Origin of the sequence: Streptococcus sp. 17.1, assembly GCF_016648655.1 — a bacterium.
GTDB lineage: Bacteria > Bacillota > Bacilli > Lactobacillales > Streptococcaceae > Streptococcus > Streptococcus salivarius_E.
Genome location: NZ_JACLQM010000014.1, coordinates 1 through 22,789, shown reverse-complemented (window position 1 = coordinate 22,789; position 22,789 = coordinate 1). Strand labels below are relative to the sequence as shown.

19 protein-coding genes and 1 pseudogene are annotated in these 22,789 nt (G+C 40.2%); 17 read left to right on the top strand and 3 right to left on the bottom strand.

The features are described from left to right. Positions 1–124 precede the first annotated feature (124 nt). The 6 genes and pseudogenes from H7T99_RS08355 to smc all read left to right on the top strand — a co-directional run. Positions 125–448, top strand: a pseudogene (locus H7T99_RS08355) (phospholipase D-like domain-containing protein); the annotation flags it as partial. Between the two features lie 73 nt (positions 449–521). Next, entirely contained in the window at positions 522–1,409 is an 888-nt protein-coding gene (locus tag H7T99_RS08350) for a hypothetical protein (RefSeq protein ID WP_037600717.1), read from the top strand. A gap of 319 nt (positions 1,410–1,728) precedes the next feature. Next, on the top strand, positions 1,729–2,805 hold the full coding sequence (locus H7T99_RS08345) for an aspartate-semialdehyde dehydrogenase (protein ID WP_037600721.1): 1,077 nt from the start codon (positions 1,729–1,731) through the stop codon (positions 2,803–2,805). Positions 2,806–3,027: 222 nt separating this feature from the next. Continuing rightward, complete coding sequence (gene dapA, locus H7T99_RS08340; RefSeq protein ID WP_013990425.1) at positions 3,028–3,963, top strand: 4-hydroxy-tetrahydrodipicolinate synthase; 936 nt, start codon at positions 3,028–3,030, stop codon at positions 3,961–3,963. 161 nt (positions 3,964–4,124) lie between these two features. Further along, positions 4,125–4,814: a ribonuclease III gene (gene rnc, locus H7T99_RS08335; protein WP_021143992.1), complete on the top strand. Its 690-nt coding sequence runs from the start codon at positions 4,125–4,127 to the stop codon at positions 4,812–4,814. Positions 4,815–4,816: 2 nt separating this feature from the next. Further along, positions 4,817–8,350 carry a chromosome segregation protein SMC gene (smc, locus tag H7T99_RS08330; RefSeq protein ID WP_037600724.1) on the top strand — a complete coding sequence of 1,178 codons (3,534 nt, stop codon included), beginning with the start codon at positions 4,817–4,819 and terminating at the stop codon, positions 8,348–8,350. A 389-nt stretch (positions 8,351–8,739) separates the two neighbouring features. On the opposite strand, the gene H7T99_RS08325 is transcribed toward smc, so the two are convergent. Beyond that, entirely contained in the window at positions 8,740–9,285 is a 546-nt protein-coding gene (locus H7T99_RS08325) for a DUF3278 domain-containing protein (protein ID WP_037600725.1), read from the bottom strand. Positions 9,286–9,311: 26 nt separating this feature from the next. Next, positions 9,312–9,509 carry a helix-turn-helix transcriptional regulator gene (locus H7T99_RS08320; protein ID WP_021145166.1) on the bottom strand — a complete coding sequence of 66 codons (198 nt, stop codon included), beginning with the start codon at positions 9,507–9,509 and terminating at the stop codon, positions 9,312–9,314. A gap of 439 nt (positions 9,510–9,948) precedes the next feature. Between H7T99_RS08320 and pheS the strand changes: the two genes are divergently transcribed. The 5 genes from pheS (at position 9,949) to H7T99_RS08295 (ending at position 15,317) form a co-directional block, all read left to right on the top strand. After that, positions 9,949–10,992 carry a phenylalanine--tRNA ligase subunit alpha gene (gene pheS, locus H7T99_RS08315; protein ID WP_037600730.1) on the top strand — a complete coding sequence of 348 codons (1,044 nt, stop codon included), beginning with the start codon at positions 9,949–9,951 and terminating at the stop codon, positions 10,990–10,992. Between the two features lie 16 nt (positions 10,993–11,008). Continuing rightward, positions 11,009–11,527 (top strand): GNAT family N-acetyltransferase, encoded by a 519-nt coding sequence (locus tag H7T99_RS08310; RefSeq protein ID WP_037600733.1) that lies wholly within the window; start codon positions 11,009–11,011, stop codon positions 11,525–11,527. A 295-nt stretch (positions 11,528–11,822) separates the two neighbouring features. After that, on the top strand, positions 11,823–14,237 hold the full coding sequence (pheT, locus tag H7T99_RS08305; protein ID WP_398577654.1) for a phenylalanine--tRNA ligase subunit beta: 2,415 nt from the start codon (positions 11,823–11,825) through the stop codon (positions 14,235–14,237). Positions 14,238–14,305: 68 nt separating this feature from the next. Continuing rightward, positions 14,306–14,887, top strand: coding sequence for a hypothetical protein (locus tag H7T99_RS08300; protein WP_037600739.1), 582 nt, complete (start codon positions 14,306–14,308; stop codon positions 14,885–14,887). Positions 14,888–14,978: 91 nt separating this feature from the next. Further along, the gene (locus H7T99_RS08295; RefSeq protein ID WP_037600742.1) at positions 14,979–15,317 is read left to right on the top strand and encodes an ATP cone domain-containing protein; all 339 of its coding nucleotides are present in this window, start codon (positions 14,979–14,981) and stop codon (positions 15,315–15,317) included. A gap of 39 nt (positions 15,318–15,356) precedes the next feature. Here the strand turns inward: H7T99_RS08295 and H7T99_RS08290 are convergent, their stop codons facing one another. Continuing rightward, positions 15,357–16,622 (bottom strand): PLP-dependent aminotransferase family protein, encoded by a 1,266-nt coding sequence (locus H7T99_RS08290; RefSeq protein WP_037600745.1) that lies wholly within the window; start codon positions 16,620–16,622, stop codon positions 15,357–15,359. Positions 16,623–16,781: 159 nt separating this feature from the next. On the opposite strand from H7T99_RS08290, the gene H7T99_RS08285 reads away from it, so the two are divergent. The 6 genes from H7T99_RS08285 (at position 16,782) to nox (ending at position 22,678) form a co-directional block, all read left to right on the top strand. After that, the gene (locus H7T99_RS08285) at positions 16,782–17,312 is read left to right on the top strand and encodes a DUF5067 domain-containing protein (RefSeq protein ID WP_002891182.1); all 531 of its coding nucleotides are present in this window, start codon (positions 16,782–16,784) and stop codon (positions 17,310–17,312) included. Positions 17,313–17,450: 138 nt separating this feature from the next. Further along, positions 17,451–17,960 (top strand): ECF transporter S component, encoded by a 510-nt coding sequence (locus H7T99_RS08280; protein ID WP_037600748.1) that lies wholly within the window; start codon positions 17,451–17,453, stop codon positions 17,958–17,960. Beyond that, entirely contained in the window at positions 17,961–18,818 is an 858-nt protein-coding gene (locus tag H7T99_RS08275; protein WP_037600752.1) for a pyridoxamine kinase, read from the top strand. Beyond that, positions 18,808–19,338: an ECF transporter S component gene (locus tag H7T99_RS08270; protein ID WP_004182018.1), complete on the top strand. Its 531-nt coding sequence runs from the start codon at positions 18,808–18,810 to the stop codon at positions 19,336–19,338. The genes H7T99_RS08275 and H7T99_RS08270 overlap by 11 nt, the downstream gene beginning before the upstream one ends. Before the next feature lie 138 nt (positions 19,339–19,476). Then, the gene (locus tag H7T99_RS08265; protein ID WP_004182134.1) at positions 19,477–21,015 is read left to right on the top strand and encodes an ABC-F family ATP-binding cassette domain-containing protein; all 1,539 of its coding nucleotides are present in this window, start codon (positions 19,477–19,479) and stop codon (positions 21,013–21,015) included. 289 nt (positions 21,016–21,304) lie between these two features. After that, positions 21,305–22,678 carry a H2O-forming NADH oxidase gene (nox, locus tag H7T99_RS08260; protein WP_037600755.1) on the top strand — a complete coding sequence of 458 codons (1,374 nt, stop codon included), beginning with the start codon at positions 21,305–21,307 and terminating at the stop codon, positions 22,676–22,678. The last annotated feature ends 111 nt before the right edge of the window (positions 22,679–22,789 follow it).

Here is a 22,789-nt window from a genome sequence, read left to right as displayed (position 1 = left end):
CTATAATTAAGACGCGTCAATCACCGCGTCTTATGTTAATGATGAAAATTATTTAGTCCTTAATAATTCTAAATCCTCCACATAATTCAAAGAAACACGCTTATCTATCAATTTTTGATAGAGACTAGCGACTACCTATTTTAAAGTGCTCTTGGATGCTGGCGTCCGTATTTTCCGTTATACCCCAGGCTTTATCCATGCTAAAGTTTATGTTTCTGACGCCAAACAAGCTGTGGTAGGTACCATTAACACTGATTACCGGAGTCTCTATCAAAATTTTGAAGATGGGGTCTATCTCTATAAAAATCTGGTAGTGCTTAACATTGAACAAGATTTTGAGAAAACCCAAGCACTCTCAGAGGAAGTCACTCTGGAAAGTTTGTCTAAAATACCTATGGCTCATCGTCTAGGCGGCTATCTCTTTTCTCTGATTGGACCTTTGATGTAATCTTCTTTATAAATTTCCACGTTTTTTGTTCTATGGTATAATAAGACCATTAGATGAAAAAGGGGATTTTTTAATGAAAAAAGCATTGACTCTCTTAGGGGTGACCTTAGTTTCAGGACTAATTTTGACAACAGCACAAGAAGTTAAAGCTCAAGAAACTTCTGAAAACATCATCGCTCTACGAAGCAGACGTAGTGGTTCGCGTTCTTCAAGTAGAGGTAGCAGAAGTGGATCCAAATCTGGTTTTGGCTCAAGCAAAGGACATCATTCTGATGGCAATTCAGGAAAAGGGTATAAATCTGATAGTGGGTCTAGTAAGAGTTACAAGTCAAGTAGTGATCATGACAGTTACAATGGATCTAGTAAAACTTATGGTTCTAGTAGCTCGCATAGTTCGGATTCAGACGTTGACTCTAGTACCAAATCAAGTAGCAGTCAGAGCTATTCAGACAGTCATTCCTCTTCTGGTAACAGTTCTAGCAAGTCAAAATCGGATACAAATTCAGAATACACAAAGCCTAAGATGTCATCTCCTGAGCTAAATGACTCTGAACGTTCTAACTTTCAATCAGGTGCAAAAGTTAGTGACGATGAGACACTCAAAAAGTATTCCAAACAAAATGATGATTTTTCAGATGAACAGTCCAAAAGTGTTTTTGACAATAATGACGACTATCAAATCCGTGACCGTTATTACAGACAAGATGTCATCCGTAATCCCTGGTTCTGGATGTATATGAGCAGACGTTCTTATCATCGCTATGGGAATTCATACCATTCAAAAGTGAATAATAACGCTTATACCAAGGGCTATCAGGATGGCTTTGCGGATGCCGACAAAGGCATTGATAATTATGATTCATACTCAAAGGAATCAACTCTTTTTGGCAAATTCACAACAACTTCAGAAAAAACAGAATACCTACGTGGTTATAAAGATGGTCATGATGATGGAAAGTAAGAACAATAGCTAAGATATTTCCATGGTATTCATGACTTGACTCTGTGATCTATTATGCTAGAATAGGATTATGCGATGAGTCGATTGGCTCTTTAGAGCCTTTTGCGCTGAGGAGGTCTACATTAGATTGTAACGCAGGAGCGGACCTTGAGTAGTTGTGTGAACCTGCTACTCTCATCGAAAGATGCCTCCTATCCCTTACCATTTGGTAGGGGATTTTATTTATTCTTGGCGTTTTAACCCTTTTCAACTGGGCTTAAACGTAGTATAATAGATTCACTAAACTAAATTGATAGAAAATTCCGAAAGAGGTTTTACTATGGGATACACAGTTGCTGTTGTAGGTGCTACAGGTGCCGTTGGTGCTCAAATGATCAAAATGTTGGAAGAATCAACACTTCCAATCGATAACATTCGCTACCTTGCGTCTGCTCGTTCTGCAGGCAAAGTCTTGCAATTTAAAGGTCAAGATGTGACCATCGAAGAAACGACTGAAGACGCATTTGAAGGTGTAGATATTGCACTTTTCTCAGCTGGTGGATCTACCTCTGCTAAATACGCACCATACGCTGTTAAAGCTGGTGCAGTAGTCGTTGATAATACATCTTACTTCCGTCAAAACCCAGATGTACCATTGGTTGTACCTGAGGTCAATGCACATGCGCTTGATGCTCACAACGGTATTATCGCTTGCCCTAACTGCTCAACGATTCAAATGATGGTTGCCCTTGAGCCAGTTCGTCAAAAATGGGGCTTGGACCGTATCATCGTGTCAACTTACCAAGCCGTATCAGGTGCTGGTATGGGAGCAATCCTTGAAACACAACGTGAGTTGAAAGAAGTTTTGAATGACGGCGTTAACCCACGTGATGTTAAAGCTGAAATCTTGCCATGTGGTGGTGATAAGAAACACTTCCCAATCGCCTTCAACGCCTTGGCTCAAATCGATGTCTTCACTGAAAATGACTACACTTACGAAGAAATGAAGATGACAAACGAAACTAAGAAAATCATGGAAGACGATAGCATTGCTGTATCAGCAACATGTGTGCGTATTCCAGTCTTGTCAGCTCACTCAGAGTCAGTCTACATTGAAACAAAAGAAGTGGCACCAATTGAAGAAGTGAAAGCTGCTATTGCAGAATTCCCAGGTGCAGTCCTTGAAGACGACGTTGCTAACCAAGTCTACCCACAAGCCGTTAATGCTGTAGGTTCACGTGATACATTTGTCGGACGTATCCGTAAAGACTTGGATGCTGAAAAAGGTATCCACATGTGGGTTGTTTCAGATAACCTCCTTAAAGGTGCCGCTTGGAACTCAGTCCAAATCGCAGAAACACTCCACGAACGTGGTTTGGTTCGCCCAACTTCAGAATTGAAATTTGAATTGAAATAGGGAGCGAAACAGAAATCAGTAAGGATTTAATGTTGTATTCAAATACTAAAATCAAGCTGAATCCTATAAAGCAGAGAGACTTCTCTCTGTTTTTTTTGTTTATTAGCCATCAAATTGAAACAGTCAGTCCTCACGTTTTCAGAAAATTGTCAACTTATCTGTCTGTCTGGTCAAAATTATGGTAAAATGGAAAGGATTAGAAAACGGTTGAAGGAGAATATTATGTCAATTGATCAATTAAGAGATGTCAAACTGATCACAGCCCTTATTACACCTTTCCACGAAGATGGCTCTATCAATTATGATGCCCTTCCAGAATTGATTGAGCATCTTTTGGCTCACCATACAGAAGCTCTTCTTTTGGCGGGAACAACGGCTGAAAGTCCAACACTTACTCACGATGAGGAGTTGGAACTCTTTGCGGCTGTTCAGAAAATTGTTAATGGACGTGTGCCATTGATTGCTGGTGTCGGTACCAACGATACACGCGACTCTATCGAGTTTGCTAAAGAAGTTGCCAAATTTGGTGGGTTCGCAGCTGGTCTTGCTATCGTACCTTACTACAACAAGCCATCACAAGAAGGTATGTACCAACACTTCAAAGCCATTGCGGATGCTTCTGATTTGCCAATCATCATTTACAACATCCCTGGTCGTGTGGTTGTTGAAATGGCTCCTGATACCATGCTTCGTTTGGCTGAACATCCAAATATCATCGGTGTTAAAGAATGTACTAGCCTTGCAAATATGGCCTACCTTATCGAACATAAACCAGAAGATTTCTTGGTTTATACCGGTGAAGATGGGGATGCCTTCCACGCTATGAACCTTGGCGCTAACGGTGTCATCTCAGTAGCCTCTCATACAAATGGAGATGAGATGCATGCTATGCTTGAAGCTATTGAAAATAGTGACCTCAAGACAGCAGCAGCTATCCAACGTAAATTTATTCCTAAAGTTAACGCTCTCTTCTCAGTACCAAGTCCTGCACCTGTTAAGGCTGTTCTTAACCATCTTGGTTTCGAAGTTGGACCACTTCGTTTGCCATTGGTTGCATGTACTTCAGAAGAAGCTAAACGTATCATCAAGGTCGTTCTTGAAGAAGATGTCGAAGCAACACGTGAGACAGTTACAGGTGTTGTTCGTCCAGATTATTAAGAAAATGAAGTTGAGCAGATTCAGATTGCTCAGCTTTTTTAGTTGAATAGGTTAAATCTCACAAAATCAGCAGATTAGGCTCTAAAAGCAGTTTTCTATCATGAAAATCAGCTTTTTTTGATATAATTATAATTAGTGTGCTTAAAAAGAAAGGAAGTTTCATGAATCAACTTGAACAAAAACTTGAGCAGGATTTTGGTATTGTTTTTAGCCAAAAAGACCTCTTAGAAACAGCATTTACCCATACCTCATATGCCAATGAGCACCGCCTCCTAAACATTTCACATAATGAACGTTTGGAATTTTTAGGAGACGCGGCTCTGCAATTAGTCATTTCCGTTTATCTTTACAATCGCTACCCTAACAAGCCAGAGGGGGAAATGTCTAAGATGCGTAGTACTATCGTTCGTGAAGAAAGTTTGGCAGGTTTTACTAAGGCTTGCGGATTCGAGCAGTATATTCGTCTTGGTAAAGGGGAAGAAAAATCCGGTGGACGTGAACGTGCCACTATCCTTGGTGACCTCTGGGAGGCCTTCCTCGGTGCCCTTTATCTGGATCAAGGCTTGCCTGCTGTTGAGAAATTCTTGAATCAGGTCATGATTCCTCAGGTTGAAAAGGGAAACTTTGACCGCGTCACGGACTATAAGACAGCCTTGCAAGAGTGTCTTCAGGTCAATGGAACGGTTGATATTACTTATACTGTTATCGACGAGTCTGGACCAGCTCATGCCAAAGAATTTACTATGCAGGTAGCTGTTGATGGTAAGGAACTCAGCACAGGTCTTGGAAAATCTAAGAAATTAGCTGAACAGGCAGCGGCAAAGGCTGCCCTTGAACAACTAGGAAATTAAGCATGTATTTGAAATCAATTGAAATGCAGGGCTTTAAATCCTTTGCGGATAAGACGCAAGTCATCTTTGACAAGGGAGTAACAGCCGTTGTAGGTCCAAATGGATCGGGAAAATCAAATATTACAGAGAGTCTGCGCTGGGCACTGGGTGAATCATCTGCCAAGAGCTTGCGTGGGGGCAAGATGCCTGACGTTATTTTTGCAGGAACAGAGGTTCGTAAGGCTCTCAACTATGCGGAAGTAGCGGTCACACTTGATAACAGTGATGGCTTTATCGCGGGTGCTGGTGAAACAATTCGTGTGGAACGCCACATTTATCGAAACGGTGACAATGATTACTTGATTGACGGTCGTAAGGTTCGTCTACGTGATATTCATGACCTTTTCATGGATACAGGTTTAGGGCGTGATTCTTTTTCCATTATTTCCCAAGGTCGTGTTGAGGCTATTTTTAATGCCAAACCTGAAGAACGCCGCGCTATTTTCGAAGAAGCAGCAGGGGTTCTCAAATATAAGACACGTAAGAAAGAAACGGAAAGCAAGCTTAATCAAACCCAAGATAATCTTGATCGTTTGGAAGATATCATCTACGAGTTAGATGGTCAGGTTAAACCGCTTGAAAAGCAAGCTGCGACTGCCAAACGTTATTTGGAATTAGATGAGGAACGTAGACAGACTCAGCTTAATCTTTTGGTCCACGATATTGAAGTTGGTAAATCTGATTTGAGCCAGACCCAAGAGGGTTTGGCAGCGGTCAAGGAAAAATTAACTAGCTATTATGAGGAACGTCATCGTCTAGAGACTGAAAATCAAGAACTCAAGCAAAAACGCCATCAAATTTCAGAACAAATTTCTTCTGACCAACAAACCTTGGTGGATGTCACACGTCTTATTAGTGATTTTGAGCGTCAAATTGATCTTTATACCATGGAGAGTCAGCAGCGTTCAGAGAAAAAAGAAGAAACTGAAGCTCGTCTCAGTGAGTTAGAGCATTTGAAAGAAGAAGCTCAGGCAGCACTTGATAAGGTTAATCAAGGCCAAGTTGAATTGAATGCGGAGTTGGATAGCCTTGCCCAAGAGCTGATTGCTATTCAAAAAGAACTAGAGCAATTTTCTGATGATCCAGATACACTTATTGAACGTTTACGTGAGGACTATGTTGGTCTGATGCAGGAGGAAGCCAAGGTTTCTAACAGTTTGACTCAGGTCACTCACGACATGGACAGTCAGACACAAGCATTAGAAGCTCAAGCTGAAGAATATAAACAAGCTCAGGCAGATTTGCTTTCCGCTCAGGAAGTGGCTAGCGAAACCCAAAAAGCTTATCAAGCAGCCAAAGAGAGTCTTCAAAGCCTCTTAGCTAGCTACAAAGAAAAGGCCCAGGCTTATCAGGCTCTTGATAAGGACTATCAAGAGGCTCAAAAGCAGATGTTTGACCTCATGGATCACCTTAAGAGTAAAGATGCTCGTCGTCAAAGTTTAGAGTCTATCCAAAAAAATCATAGTAATTTCTATGCAGGGGTTAAGGCTGTCCTTCAAAATGCCCAATCCATTCAAGGAATTATTGGTGCAGTTAGTGAACACTTGACCTTTGATACGCGCTATCAGACGGCTCTTGAAATCGCAATGGGAGCTAGTGGGCAAAATATTATTGTGGAGGACGAAGCGGCTGCTAAGCGTTCGATTGACTACTTGAAGCGCAATCGTCAGGGTCGTGCGACATTCTTGCCGTTGACCACTATTAAACCACGTCAACTTAACGGACAATTTGCCCAAAGTCTAGCCAATGCACCTGGCTTTATTGGTATGGCTTCCGATTTGGTTACCTATGAGGACCGCTTATCTAACATTTTCCAAAACCTCCTAGGGGTAACGGCAATCTTTGATACCATTGACAATGCTAATAAGGCAGCTCGAGCGGTTCGTTTCCAAGTTCGTATGGTTACTCTTGACGGGTCTGAGATTCGTCCCGGTGGTGCCTTCGCTGGTGGTACCAACAAACAAAACAATAATCTCTTTATCAAGCCTGAACTGGATGCATTAACTACTGAAATTAACCAGATTAAGGCTCAATTAAGTGATAGTGAAGCTAAAGTTGAAGCCCTCAAGATCAAACGTAAGGCTCTACAGAAAGAGTTAGAAGACCTTAAGGTAGATGGTGAAAATGCTCGTCTGCAAGAGCAAAAACTAGACCTAGAACACCAACAAGCCTTGTCAGAGGTGGAGAAAAATCAAACCCTAGTGGATAGTTTCAAACAGGATTCTCAGGGAACTGATGGGGCAAATCTTCAAGATAAGGCTGAACAACTTAAAGCAGAGTTAGCACAAATTGCATCTAAGCGTGAGGCCATTAACGACCGTATTGAGGCTATTAAGGAAGATAAAGACGCTCTTGGCCAACAAAAACAGGTTCTCTTAGACAAGCAATCAGAACTTCAGTTGAAGGAACGTGATTTGCAAGCAGAATTGCGTTTTGCTAAGACAGAAAGTAATCGTCTTCAAGCCGACTTGTCTGAGTTAATGAAGGAATCGGATAGTCTTAAAGCGCTCCTTAATAATCAGGTCAATGATGACCAAACTGACCGCCTTCCGCATTTGCAAGCACAGCATAAAGAAGCTGTCCAACGTAAGGACGATTTGGAACAAGCTCTTGTCCGTGCCAAGATTCAGGTGCAAGATTACGAAGGTCAGTTGGAAGACTTGGAGGAGCGTTTGGCTAAAGCTGGCAATCGTAATGAGGACTTGATTCGTCAGCAGACTCGTTTGGAAGAACGTGAAAGTCAGATTAGTCAATCACTTCGTAAGTTTGCGACTCAGTTGGCTGAAGATTACCAGATGACACTTGAAGTCGCCAAAGGTCAGGCTAGCCCACTTGACAATGTCGAACAAACACGCCAGAACCTGCAAGGTCTTGAGCGTTCAATCAAAGCTTTAGGTCCGGTCAATGTAGATGCTATTGCCCAATTTGAAGAGGTTAAGCAACGTCTTGATTTCTTGAACGGACAAAAGGATGATTTGCTCGAAGCTAAGAGTCTCCTTCTGAATACCATAAATGACATGGATGATGAAGTGAAATCACGCTTTAAAGCAACCTTTGAGGCTATCCGAGAAAGCTTTAAACAGACCTTTACCCAGATGTTTGGTGGAGGTTCATCAGACTTGATTTTGACCTCAGACAATCTCCTAGAGGCTGGAGTAGAAATTTCTGTGCAGCCACCAGGTAAGAAAATTCAATCACTTAACCTTATGTCTGGTGGTGAGAAGGCCTTGTCAGCTCTTGCCCTTCTCTTTGCCATCATTCGTGTTAAAACCATTCCATTTGTTATCCTTGACGAAGTAGAAGCGGCTTTGGATGAAGCCAATGTTAAACGCTTCGGTGACTACCTTAATCGTTTTGACAAGTCCAGTCAATTTATTGTAGTTACCCACCGTAAGGGAACGATGTCTGCGGCAGACTCTATTTATGGGGTAACCATGCAGGAATCAGGTGTCTCGAAAATCGTCTCGGTCAAACTGAAAGACCTTGATTTAGACTAAAAATAGATTATATTTTCATGAAAGATAGTTGATAGCTTTATCACTATCTTTTTTCATAGTCTCAAAAAATTTGTAAGGACTTTCAGAAAAACATTAAGTTTGCGCTTTCAAAATTGCGCAATCGATTGCGTAAAATGGCTTAACAAAGGCTATGATTAGGATTTTGGGGTTTATGAGAGAGAGGGTGACTTGTTATTTTGCACTGACATGTTACAATATTTAAGGAAATGTCATATGGGGATATGGTGTTTTTTGAAGTTAGTTATAGTGTATGTGTTAAGATACGATTTTCTGGACACATTTAGGCTTCGCGTATACAAGTCTAAGAAGTCTTCTTTCGAGCGAAAAATCCAGGCTGGGAAACCTGGATTTTTCTTTGTCTTTTTAGTTTATTGGTCACCTTTCTCAGCTTGAGATTTGGCTTGTTTGATACCAGCATTGACCAAGCCCTGCATGATAGCCCCAAAAAGGATAGCTTCAAAAATGCCTGATAGCATATTATGGATTGAGAATAATTCTGTCAAATAGTCTTTATTGTCAACTAAGAAGTGAACTAGGGGCATGCCTAAGAACATGCTAGTCCCAAAGCATAAACCTGACTTAAGCCCCACGTGCTTAAGTTGTTTTTTCTCTTTCTCAGTCAGTTCTTCCTCGTCAAAAGCATTAACAGCACTTATCTTTAACTTATAAGTAAGGATGCTGCTAACTAACAGAATGATAATCAAGAGGAGGATAGGATAAATACGAGCTACAAGTTCGGGATACTTAAAGCCTATAAGAAAGGCAATACAATTACCACAAAGTAAGGTAAAGAAAAGAACTATGAAAGCTATGTTACCCATTCGATCAACCTGTTGGCGCTTTTGTTCATCTAAAGGACCAGTAATACCGTAAAAACGTTTGATTAGTTTGTCAGTGAAGGTTTCTTTAACCATGATTTACCTCTTTCTATCTTTTATCTTTATTCGCCATTTCCATCCCAAAAGAGACTGTTAAGATCTGTGTCTAGTGCTTTAGCTAGATTTAGACAGAGCTCCAGTGTTGGGTTATATTTGTTATTTTCAATCATATTAATGGTCTGTCGGGAAACACCAATAGATTTTGCGAGTTCTAATTGCGAAAGCCCCATATTCTTTCTAAATTCCCTGACCTGATTCATAATGGGCCTCCTTCTGAAAGACAAGCTAATGTGTTGCTGTAAGTCGCAATTTATTAATTATGTCAACTTTATCTGACATAATTGTAGCAAATTTGTATAGGTGTGTCAATTATCTTAGACATATTTTCCATTTTGGCATTAACTAAAGGATTCTTTGTCAGCTCTTGAAAGCTTTTTGTTTTTTTGGTAAAATTGATAGTAATTGAATAGAAGTCGTAGAGACTAGTAACCTTATGGAAATTGACAGGGATTGGAGGTCATGGACTGGAAGCCTCCTCAAGGGAAGTTCGGCGAATTCACTCATGAAAACGACTGACGAATCAAGGTCTGGGTAACCAGATAAAAAACGGATGGTACCGCGTGTCAACGCTCCGGGTTGGAGTTTTGGCATGTGGTTTTTTGTTTGCGATTCGAAATTGTTACATCAGAAAGGAATCTCATGGATTTACAAACACAATTGCAAGAGTTGAAAACATCAACGCAGGCTAAATTGGCTGAAATGCGTAGTGAACACTCTAAAGAATTACAAGAATTGCGTGTTGCAGTTTTGGGTAAAAAAGGCTCTTTGACGGATCTTTTGAAGGGGCTTAAAGACCTTCCTAATGAAAAACGCCCTAAAGTTGGTAAAATGGTCAACGAAGTTCGTGACGTTTTGACTGAAGCTTTTGACGAAGCCGCTAAAATTGTTGAAGCCGCTAAAATTCAAGCACAACTTGACTCTGAAAGTCTTGACGTAACCCTTCCTGGACGCCAAGTCAAACTTGGAAACCGTCATATTCTTAGCCAAACAGCTGAAGAAATCGAAGACATTTTCTTAGGGATGGGCTTCCAAATCGTTGATGGTTTTGAAGTTGAGACTGACTACTATAACTTTGAACGTATGAACTTGCCTAAGGACCACCCAGCGCGTGATATGCAAGATACCTTCTACATTACTGAAGAAATTTTGCTTCGTACTCACACAAGTCCTGTCCAAGCTCGTACACTTGATAAACACGATTTTTCTAAAGGTCCACTTAAGATGATCTCACCAGGACGTGTTTTCCGTCGTGATACAGATGATGCGACTCACAGTCACCAGTTCCACCAAATCGAAGGTTTGGTCGTTGGTAAAAACATCTCAATGGGTGATCTTAAGGGAACGCTTGAAATGATTATCCAAAAAATGTTTGGTGCAGAACGTCAAATCCGTTTGCGTCCATCTTACTTCCCATTCACTGAGCCTTCAGTTGAGGTTGACGTGTCATGCTTCAAGTGTGGTGGTAAAGGATGTAACGTATGTAAGAAGACAGGTTGGATTGAGATCCTGGGTGCTGGTATGGTTCACCCACAAGTGCTTGAGATGTCTGGTGTCGATTCTGAAGAATATTCAGGTTTCGCCTTTGGTCTTGGTCAAGAACGTATTGCCATGCTTCGTTATGGTATCAACGACATTCGTGGTTTCTACCAAGGGGATGTTCGTTTCTCAGAACAGTTTAAATAAGGTTTAGGAGGTTGTCATGTCAGTCGTTATTCGTAAGGTTCTTCCGGAAGAAGTAGCAGAATTAAAAGTTATCTCCGAAGATACCTTTAGAGAGACTTTTGCTCATGATAATACCGAAGACCAGTTGCAAGGTTACTTTGATACCGCACTTTCTGAGGAAGTTCTCTTAGATGAAATCACTCATGAAGAATCGCGTTACTTTTTCATTCTCGTTGATGGTGAAAAGGCAGGTTTTCTAAAGACTAATGTAGGTTCTGCTCAAACAGAGCAGCACTTGGATAATGCCTTTCAAATTCAACGTATTTATATCAGTCAGGCCTTCCAAGGCATGGGCTTGGGTAAGCAACTCTTTGAGTTTGCCTTACAAGAAGCTCGTGATCTAGGTTGTGATTGGGCCTGGTTGGGTGTTTGGGAAAGGAATTTCAAAGCACAGATATTTTACGATAAATATGGCTTCGAAAAATTCGCAGAACACGATTTTCCAGTTGGTGATGGTAAAGTTGACCGCGACTGGTTGCTTAAATTAAAACTATAAACCTATTATTAAGTTGATAGAGAGGAGTTTAAAAGGCGATTAAACGTGTTAGTTCGTCTTCCTCTTATATCAGATATACATATTCCTAAATTACAGAAAGGATTTGAACCCGCTTAAGTAGAGGTTTGAACTCTTCTCTCATTTATCAGTTGAACTGATAATTTTACAGAAAGGATTTGAATACGACCTCAAAGTTCGAGATTTAGATAAGTCGCTACTGAAATCAGGATTTCAGGCGACTTCCTAAAATCTTGTCACTTTGGTCCTTGCTTTGCAAGGACACGGTCTTAATATCATAATTATGCTAGTTAGTTATAAATGGTTAAAAGAGTTGGTTGATGTGGATGTTACCACTGCTGAACTCGCTGAAAAAATGTCGACGACAGGTATTGAAGTGGAAGGTGTTGAGACACCTGCCGAAGGCTTGTCAAAATTGGTTGTTGGTCATGTCTTGTCATGTGAAGATGTGCCTGAAACACACTTGCACTTGTGTCAAGTAGATACAGGAGATGCTGAAGGTCCACGTCAAATTGTTTGTGGTGCTCCAAATGTCACTGCTGGCATCAAGGTAATTGTTGCCATTCCTGGTGCCCGTATTGCAGACAATTACAAAATCAAAAAAGGTAAGATTCGCGGCATGGAATCTCTCGGGATGATCTGTTCTTTGGCAGAGCTTGGACTTCCAGATAGCATTATTCCTAAGGAATTTGCGGATGGTATCCAAATTTTGCCTGAAGATGCTGTACCTGGAGATAGTATTTTCCCATATCTTGACCTTGATGATGAAATCATCGAATTGTCAATCACACCCAACCGTGCGGATGCTCTTTCTATGCGTGGTGTGGCACATGAAGTCGCTGCAATCTATGGAAAATCTGTTCACTTCCCAGAAAAAACGGTTACTGAAGATAGCAAACCAGCTTCTGATAAGATTTCAGTAGCCATTGAAAGTGATAAAGTGGCTACTTATGCTAGTCGTGTGGTTGAGAATGTTAATGTTCAACCAAGTCCACAATGGTTGCAAAACCTTCTTATGAATGCTGGTATCCGTCCAATCAATAACGTGGTTGACGTGACAAACTATGTTCTTCTTTACTTTGGACAACCAATGCATGCCTTCGATTTGGATAAATTTGAAGACTCACATATCGTTGCTCGTGATGCCCGTGATGGGGAAAAATTAGTCACTCTCGATGGTGAAGAACGTGAATTGACTGCTGAAGATATTGTTATTACAGTTGCTGACAAACCAGTTGCTCTCGCAGGTGTTATGGGTGGCGCTTCAACTGAAATTGACAACAATTCTAAAAATGTCGTTCTCGAAGCTGCTGTTTTTGATGGAAAATCAGTTCGTAAGACAAGTAGCCGTCTCAACCTTCGTTCAGAATCATCATCACGTTTTGAAAAAGGTATCAATAATGATACTGTCCTTGAAGCCCTTGATTTTGCTGCAGCTATGTTGCAAGAATTGGCAAATGGAACGGTTCTTGCAGGCCGTGTTCAAGCGGGATTTGTTGATACAGAGCCAGTTCAAGTTTCTACAAGCCTTGGCTACGTAAATGTTCGCCTTGGTACAGAATTGACTTTTGCGGATATTGAAGATGTGTTTGCGAAACTTGGTTTTGGATTGACTGGTGATGCTGATAAATTCACAGTATCTGTACCACGTCGTCGTTGGGATATCAGTATCCAAGCAGACTTGGTTGAGGAAATTGCACGTATCTACGGCTATGAAAAATTGCCTACGACACTTCCAGAGGCAGCAGGAACAGCTGGTGAGTTGACTGAAACACAAGCGCTTCGTCGTAAGGTTCGTACCATTGCTGAAGGTGCTGGATTGACGGAAATCATCTCATATGCTTTGACAACACCTGAAAAAGCTGTTGAATTTGCTGTGACACCTACTAACTTGACTGAGTTGATGTGGCCAATGACTGTTGACCGTTCAGCCCTCCGTCAGAACATGGTCTCTGGTATGCTTGATACCGTTGCTTACAATGTTAACCGTAAGAATAGTAACGTTGCTATTTACGAAATCGGTAAGGTCTTTGAACAAAATGGTAATCCAAAAGAGGAATTGCCAAATGAAATCAATACCTTTGCCTTCGCTATTTCTGGTCTTGTAGCTGAAAAAGATTTCCAAACTAAAGCAACACCAGTTGATTTCTTCTATGCTAAAGGGATTGTTGAAGCTCTCTTTGATAAACTTGAAGTTTCAGTTGACTATGTACCGACAAAAGACCTAGCAAGTATGCACCCAGGTCGTACAGCTGCTATTGTCCTTGATGGTCAAACGATTGGATTCCTTGGTCAGGTTCACCCACAAACTGCTAAAAACTACGGTATTCCAGAAACTTATGTGGCTGAAATTAACCTTAGTGCTGTAGAAGCAGCCTTGCAACCGGATCAACCATTTGTTGAAATCACAAAATTCCCTGCAGTATCACGTGATATCGCCCTTCTTCTCAAGGCAGAAATCACTCATCAAGAAGTTCTTGATGCTATCTACTCTGCAGGAGTGAAACGTTTGGTTGCCGTTAAACTCTTCGACGTTTACGCAGGTGAAAAACTTGGTGCTGGAATGAAATCAATGGCTTATAGCCTTACCTTCCAAAATCCAAATGACAACCTCACAGACGAAGAGGTTGCTAAATACATGGAAAAAATCACCAAAGCTCTTACTGAGAAAGTCGAAGCAGAGGTTCGTTAATAGTTAAAAAATCCATCTGAGAAGATGGATTTTTAAGTGACTAGACTATATTACAAAAAGGAGTTAATTTGTTTTTAGAGTTTTTTGATGGGGTATTAGGACATTACACTTTTGAATCTGATAAAGTCAATGTTCTGATTGGTGGTTTACCCAGTCTTGCTTATCCCTTGGGGCAAGTAATATTTGTATTATTAGTCTACAGGTTACTCGTTCATCAATATTTTAAAAAATTTTTAACCATGTCACCTCAGGATATTTGGGCTTGGCATAAAGAAACGTTCCGCAAAACTAAATTATCTTTCATTGTCATTCCAATAGTTTATTTGTTCGTTTTCGGAATGACCTATGTTTTAGTTGATGATGTTTTGGCTACCGTCACTATTTACAAAGACTATAGAGGCCCTATAGCTAAAACCATTGATGGTCAAGTGGAACAAATAGATATTAGTCATGTTGGGACAAAAACGAGTAGTGCTAGGATTAATGCTCACTTTGTAAGCTCTGACGGGCAGACTTATGACATTCACCTGATAAACGGTGATAAGAGAATCGCTAATTATATGCGCCATCATAAGTCAGAGTCCTACACAGCAACACTTTCCTTTGATAAACATGGCAAACCAGTTTACATTTCTAAATTCTGGGAATAAGCGGTCTGGATAGCTCTTTCAGGGATTTGCACTTGACAAATATGTAAATTCTCTGCATAATAAAAGAAAAAGCCATGAAAAGAGGGTAGCCATGCAAATTATTAAACGTAATGGTCAAGTTGCTGAATTTGATCCTGATAAAATTTACCAAGCCATCTTAAAAGCAGCACAGACTGTGTATGTTCTTGATGATTCTTGGCGCCAAAACCTTGCTCAAGTGACGAAAAAAGTAGTGCTTGATCTTCAAGATGCTCAGGTGGAACGCCCAACCATTAACATGATTCAGTCATTGGTTGAAAATCGTCTCATGGAAGCAGGCTTTATCAATATTGCCGAGCATTATATTTCATACCGTTTGCAACGAGATTTGGAGCGTAACGGTTATGGTGACAAGGTCATTGTACACCTACGCTTTGAGCAGACTAAATAAGAAAAGCCATCAAGCGATGGCTTTTTTTGTGTCTGATTGTCACTTTGTCTTTTTTAAAAGTTTTATAAAGGATTCCAGTTCCTGTCCATGACCTATCTGCAGATAAGTTTCAGAAGTTGGTCTAATAAAGGAGGATTCTAAAAAGCGAATCTGCTTGTGGGCTTTGAATTTTTCAAGTGAAAACTCCTTAGGAAGTTGCCAAGTCACATGTCTAGGAGAAATCTGATAAGGAATGCTAACCTTAGATTTCTCAATGATTGCTTGACTTTTAGCCATATTTTGTTGAAAGAGGTCACCCAGCTTCTTAATGTTTTTTTGGAACATGCCATTTGCGAGATAAACGGAAAGTGCTTTTTGCATAATGAGATTGGTATCATAGTCAATAAGTCCCTTGTGGCTCAAAAAGGTAGGCTTAAGATTAGGAGGTAAGACAAGGCTACCTAGACGTAAACCTGGAAAAAGAGCCATGGAAAAGGATTTGATGTAGATGGTCTGATTTTTGGTGTCATAGTAGTGAATCGGGAGATTTTTACTATCGCTAAAGTCTCCCATATAGTCATCCTCGACGATATAAACATTGTACTGATTGGCAAGTTGGGCTAGCTTTTCTTTTTCACTGGCAGAATAGCTTAATCCAAGAGGGTTGGAGTAACGACTGATGGTATAGAAGAACTTAATCTGTCCAGATGTAAAGTACTCTTCCAAGCGGTCAAAATCTAAACCATCAAAACCACGGTTAATCGTCTCGTAAGCTAGATTCTGACGGTTGACGAGCTGGTTCATGCGATGATAGGTAGGTTGTTCTAAGAGAATTTTGTAGCCCCCATTACCAAAATCCATCTGTGAAAGGATGTAGAGGGCCTGTTGACTTCCTGAGGTTATGACAATCTGATCCGAATTGACATAAATATCGTCAGCTATTAATCGACTCTTTAAGGCTTCAAGCAAATCTTTGAGTCCGGCTTGTTCATGATAATAGTTGAAGAGATAGTCTTGATGACCCGCCAAACTTTCATCTAAACACAGCTTAAAATCCTCGTAGGCCAATTGATTGTAGTCGTTAAGGTTAAGAAGAACCTTATTATCGATTTCATTGCGACCTTCGAGGACGTAATAGCCACTTTTGGGTACGGCGTAAATATAGTTTTGATACTTTAGTTCCAAGAGTGCTCTTTGGGCTGTGTCCTTACTACAGGCATAATTCTGGCTTAGTTGACGAATAGAGGGGAGCTTACTCCCTTTTTTCAAAGTCCCATTTTGGATATCTTTGATGATGGTCTCGACAATATCTTGATAAATACTCATAACTGACCCCTTACAGATTTTTCCTTATTGTACCCTACTTGTCCTCTGAGAGCAAGATGTCTGGAGACATTTGACAAGATTATTAGATTTTGACATAATAAAAAGGTTATTAGGAAATACTAAATTTCCATCCCAAACAAGTTTAAGGAGATTGTAAGAATGACTTTTAAGAAAATCTTAGGACTTCTGGCTCTTGCATGCTTAACCATTATCGGTTTGTCAGCTTGCACACCAGAGAAAGAGCCTACTTGGACCTACGATAAAAACAAAATGCTATTTACAGGACAAGATGCTAGTGTACAAGTTCTTTCTGCAACTAAAATCGAATCACCGGAAGGTCAAAAAGCTGTACGCGTTCACTATAAACTTAGCAACTCAAGTAAAGAAACTATGAATGCCTACACTCTTTTGATGAAGGTGGTCCTTGATGTGAAACAAGAGAAGGAAGAATTGAAGGTTGCTACATTGGTCTTTTCTAAAGATGATGATCGAGATAAGATTGCAAATAAGACCAAGATTGCTCCTAAGGAAGTTAAAGAAATCGTTGTTGACTATGCCGTTGCTGATTTTGATCATGATCTTAGCATTGATTTCTCTGATTACGGTACTGAGGCAAACGCGACTGCCAAGCTTTCACTACAAAATCTTGAAAAGGCACCTGTCAAATACTTTGATAAAAAAGCTCAATAAGTCCTGTCACCACATGAATGTGTGGTGTTTTTTTATTGTCTTAAATCTGTACCCAGACAGTAACGAAAATACTATCTTGTTTAATCGTCAGAATTTTCATAAACTTATACTATATTTATTGACTAAGGAGTTTTAGGTATGTCAGCAAAACGTTTAACCATTTCTGCATTTTTCATGGCACTTGTCATTATTTTGAGCTCGAGTCTCCTATCTATTCCTGTGCCAGGAGGTCATTTCTATTTTAACGGGATTATTATTTTCCTAGTTGGTTTAATTTTCCCACCTACAGAAGCAGTTATTATTGCCGGAGTAGGTTCCTTTATTGGAGATTTTCTTTTCTACCCCCTTCCTATGTGGGTAACTCTAGTAACACATAGCCTTCAAGTTCTCGCTGTTACACTCATTGTTGGAGGACGCTTAGGAAAATTGAGTAAGTCTAGGGCAGCTTTAGGTCTCTTGATTGGGGCTATTATTGACTTAGTCGGTTATGGCTTAGGAAGAGCCTTTATCTATGGTACGCCTGCCTATGCTATTATGAAGATTCCTTTTGACATTGTAGCTGCTATTCTTGGTTTAGGAGTGGCCTACTACATTTATTTCCACACAGGTTTTGTTAAACAGTTTAAAAAGACCTGGGAAGGAAAATAGATGATCAAAGTAATTGTTGCCAATGACCTGGTTGGTCTAGGTAAGGTTGCTTTAACTAGTAGCCTCCCTATCATGTCAGCTTGTCAAACTGAAGTCCTTCCTTTACCAACGGTTCTTTTATCTTCGCATACAGGAGAGTTTGAAAATATCTATGTACGGGATCTTACGGATGACCTAAAGGGATTTTGTAAGCAGTGGGAGCACTTGGATTTTATAGTAGATGGCCTTGTGAGTGGTTATTTTAAGTCAGAAGAAGCACTAAAATGTGTAGGTCAATTGGCTCGCGATAAACAGATAGCTCTATTTGTTGACCCTATTATGGGTGACAATGGTAGTCTCTATCAAGGTTTTGATAGAAACTATGTAGAAGCCATGAAAGCTTTCTGTCAACAAGCAGATGTCATCATTCCCAATCTGACAGAAGCTGCCTTTTTGACGGATACTCCCTATCTTGAAGAAGGTTCCTATGATGAGGCCACTATTGAAAAGCTTCTGAGAGAGTTGACCAAGCTTGGACCTAGAAAAGTTATTTTGACAGGTATCTCATTTGAGACAGATAAAATTGGGCTGGCTTATTTTGATAAAGAGACTAATCGAACGATTTATCGCATGCAAAAACGTTATCGCTATCATTTTTATGGAAGCGGCGATTTGCTAACGGCAATCTTATCAGCAGGTTACTTTTATAATCTTGATTTACTAAAGGTTTGTGATTTGGCCTTGGATGTTATGGATAGGGTTCTTTCGTCAACACTGTCTGATGGTCGTCCTTTAAAATATGGTCTTTGCTATGAGCCTCATATCGGTTATTTATTCAGTGGTTTTAATGCTCTATTGGAGGAGAAAAATGAAAAGTGATAAAACACGTGAATTAGTTGAATTGAGTTTGTATGCAGCTTTAATTATTGTGAGTGTACAGTTTATTCGTATTCCTTTTGGACCTCAATTTGTCCATCTGGGAAATGCCCTAGTTGTGATTGCTGTTTTGATTTTCGGTGCTAGAAAAGGTGCGCTAGTCGCAACAGTGGGCCTAGGCTTATTTGATATTTTCAATGGTTATGCTGCTGAGGTTTGGATTACTATTTTAGAATCTTTGATTGTTTGTTTTGTTCTCTATCTTGTTTTTGAAAAGCTACTCAAATCAAATGACAAAATGATGAACATCATTATTGTTGGCGTGATAGCTGCAGTAACCAAAATTATTTTGAATTTTGTTAAGTATACGATTATTAATAGTGTCGTTGCGGCTTTACCACTAAATGCTGCCATGGCATTGGCACTTACTAAAATTGGTGGGACCTTTGGGACATCAGTAGTGACAATCATTGCGGTGCCTCTCCTCTATCCTGTCTTCAAACGTATTTTACAGAAACATTAAGGATTTAGCAGGTTTGTCCTGCTTTTTCTTTTTAATTTTCCAGAAGCAGAGGTCCAAATTTTCACTAAAAAATGGTAAAATAGTAAAGTTAATGTCAAGAAAGGAAAGGGCTGAAAGCAGGTTTAGCCCAGATATACTATGTCTATTTTAGAAGTCAAAAATCTTAGTCACGGATTTGGTGACCGTGCTATTTTTGAAAATGTCTCATTCCGTTTGCTCAAAGGTGAGCATATCGGTCTTGTCGGTGCTAACGGTGAAGGAAAGTCAACCTTCATGTCTATCGTTACTGGAAAATTGCAACCAGATGAAGGTAAGGTAGAGTGGTCTAAGTATGTTACAGCGGGTTACTTGGATCAGCATGCAGTTCTTGAAAAGGGAATGACAGTTCGTGATGTCCTTCGTACGGCTTTTGATGAGCTTTTTAAAACTGAAGAACGCATCAACGAGATTTACATGTCTATGGCTGAAGAGGGTGCTGATGTTGATGCTCTGATGGAAGAAGTAGGAGAGCTTCAGGATCGCTTGGAAACGCGTGATTTCTATACATTAGATGCTAAGATTGATGAGGTTGCTCGTGCTCTTGGTGTCATGGATTTTGGTATGGACACAGATGTAACAGACCTTTCAGGTGGTCAACGTACCAAGATTCTCTTGGCCAAGTTGCTACTTGAAAAACCAGATATCTTGCTTCTCGACGAGCCAACCAACTATTTGGATGCAGAACACATTGCCTGGCTTAAACGTTACCTTCAGGAGTATGAAAATGCCTTTGTTCTTATTTCGCATGATATTCCGTTCCTAAACGATGTGATTAACATTGTCTATCATGTTGAAAATCAAGACTTGGTTCGCTATGCAGGTGATTATGATAATTTCCAATCTGTCTATGCTATGAAAAAGGCACAATTGGAAGCTGCCTATGAACGTCAGCAGAAAGAAATTGCAGACCTTCAGGATTTTGTTAACCGTAACAAGGCGCGTGTTGCTACGCGAAATATGGCCATGTCTCGTCAGAAGAAATTGGATAAGATGGAAATTATTGAATTGCAGGCTGAGAAGCCAAAACCTGAATTCCATTTCAAGGAAAGCCGTACACCTGGACGTTTTATTTTCCAAACCAAAGACCTCGTTATTGGTTACGACCGCCCTTTGACCAAGGCTCCTTTGAATCTAACCTTCGAACGTAATCAAAAAGTAGCTATCGTGGGTGCCAATGGTATCGGTAAGACTACTTTGCTTAAGAGCCTGCTTGGTATTATTCAACCACTAGAAGGAGAAGTTGAAACAGGTGACTTTATTGACCTAGGTTACTTCGAGCAAGAAGCAGAAGGGTCACGTCAGACGCCTCTTGAAGCGGTTTGGGATGCCTTCCCAGCCCTAAATCAAGCTGAGGTCCGTGCGGCTCTAGCCAAATGCGGATTAACCTCTAAGCATATTGAAAGCCAAATTCAAGTGCTTTCAGGTGGAGAACAGGCTAAAGTTCGCTTCTGTCTCCTTATGAATCGTGAAAATAATGTTCTTGTTCTGGATGAACCTACCAACCACTTGGATGTTGACGCCAAGGATGAATTGAAGCGTGCCCTTCAGGCCTTCAAGGGCAGTATCCTTATGGTATGTCACGAACCAGAATTTTATGAAGGTTGGACAGACGTTTGGGATTTTAATGAGTTAGTATAGTGATAAAAGAGTGTTGGCATTCTCTAAAGAGAGAGTTGCTCACTCTTTTTTTATGTTAAAGAGCCGAGTAGACTTACTAAGATTTGATAAGACGGAGATGGTGTAGAGGAAGGTCGTCATCATCATAAAGTGTTTTTCTACAGATTTTGTCGTGACCTATTTGGGTTTTGAGCATACAAATTTAATTTGTTCAAAAAGTAACAAAGTCTGAGCATAAAAGGTGTAACCGTTTTCCGATTATGGTAGAATAAAACAGTAAACTATTATCAAAAGAAAGTTGGACAAACTTATGTCAAAAATCGTAGTTGTTGGTGCTAACCACGCTGGTACTTTTAGTATTAATACTATTCTCGATAATTACGGAGACCAAAATGAAGTAGTTGTTTTCGACCAAAACTCTAACATTTCATTCTTGGGTTGTGGTATGGCCCTTTGGATCGGTAATCAAATCTCAGGTTCTGATGGTCTTTTCTATGCCAACAAAGAAGGACTTGAAAGCAAGGGCGCTAAAGTTTATATGAACTCACCAGTTGAGTCTATTGACTTTGATGGTAAAACTGTTACAGCCCTCGTAGATGGTAAAGAGCATGTTGAATCATATGACAAATTGATTTTGGCTACAGGTTCTCAACCAATATTGCCTCCAATCGAAGGTGCCGAAATTAAAGAAGGTAGCCGTACTTTCGAAGCTACGCTTGAAAACCTTCAATTCGTTAAACTTTTCCAAAACGCTCAAGAAGTTATTGATAAATTGAACGACAAATCTCAAGATATCAAACGTGTAGCGGTTGTAGGTGCTGGTTACATTGGTGTTGAATTGGCTGAAGCTTTCCAACGTCATGGAAAAGAAGTTATCCTTATCGATGTTGTTGATACATGTTTGGCAGGTTATTACGACCATGATTTGACTGACCTTATGGCTAAAAATATGGAAAGCCACGGTATTAAATTGGCATTTGGTGAAACTGTTAAAGCAGTAGAAGGTGAAACTAAGGTAGAACGCATCGTTACAGATAAAAATGCTTACGATGTCGATATGGTTGTTCTTGCTGTTGGTTTCCGTCCTAACACAGCTCTCGGTGCTGGTAAGTTGGAAACATTCCGTAATGGCGCTTACCTTGTTAATAAGAAACAAGAAACATCAATCAAAGATGTTTATGCAGTTGGTGACTGTGCTACCGTTTATGACAATGCCCTTGATGATGTGAACTACATTGCCTTGGCTTCAAACGCTGTTCGTTCAGGTATTGTCGGTGGTCATAATGCCGGTGGTGGCGATGTTGAATCAAACGGTGTTCAAGGATCAAATGGTATCTCAATCTATGGTTTGAACATGGTATCAACTGGTTTGACAGAAGAAAAAGCAAAACGCTTTGGTTTCAATCCAGCAGTAGTATCTTCAACAGATCTTCAAAAAGCTGCCTTTATGGAAGATGAAAATGAAGACGTTACAATCAAGATCGTCTATGACAAAGATACACGCAAAGTTCTTGGTGCTCAAATGGTATCACGCATGGACATCTCTATGGGAATCCACATGTTCTCATTGGCTATCCAAGAAGGTGTAACTATTGACCGTCTTCAATTGCTTGATTTGTTCTTCTTGCCACACTTTAACCAACCGCTTAGCTATATTGCTAAAGCAGCTATCTCAGCTAAATAATCTTAAACAGCTAATTCAGTCGAATTAGCTGTTTTTTTTTGTCTCACGAAAACCACTAGCTGTGCTAGTGGTTCCGAAAAGCTTTTAGCGATGTATCAAAAAAGTCCCCCT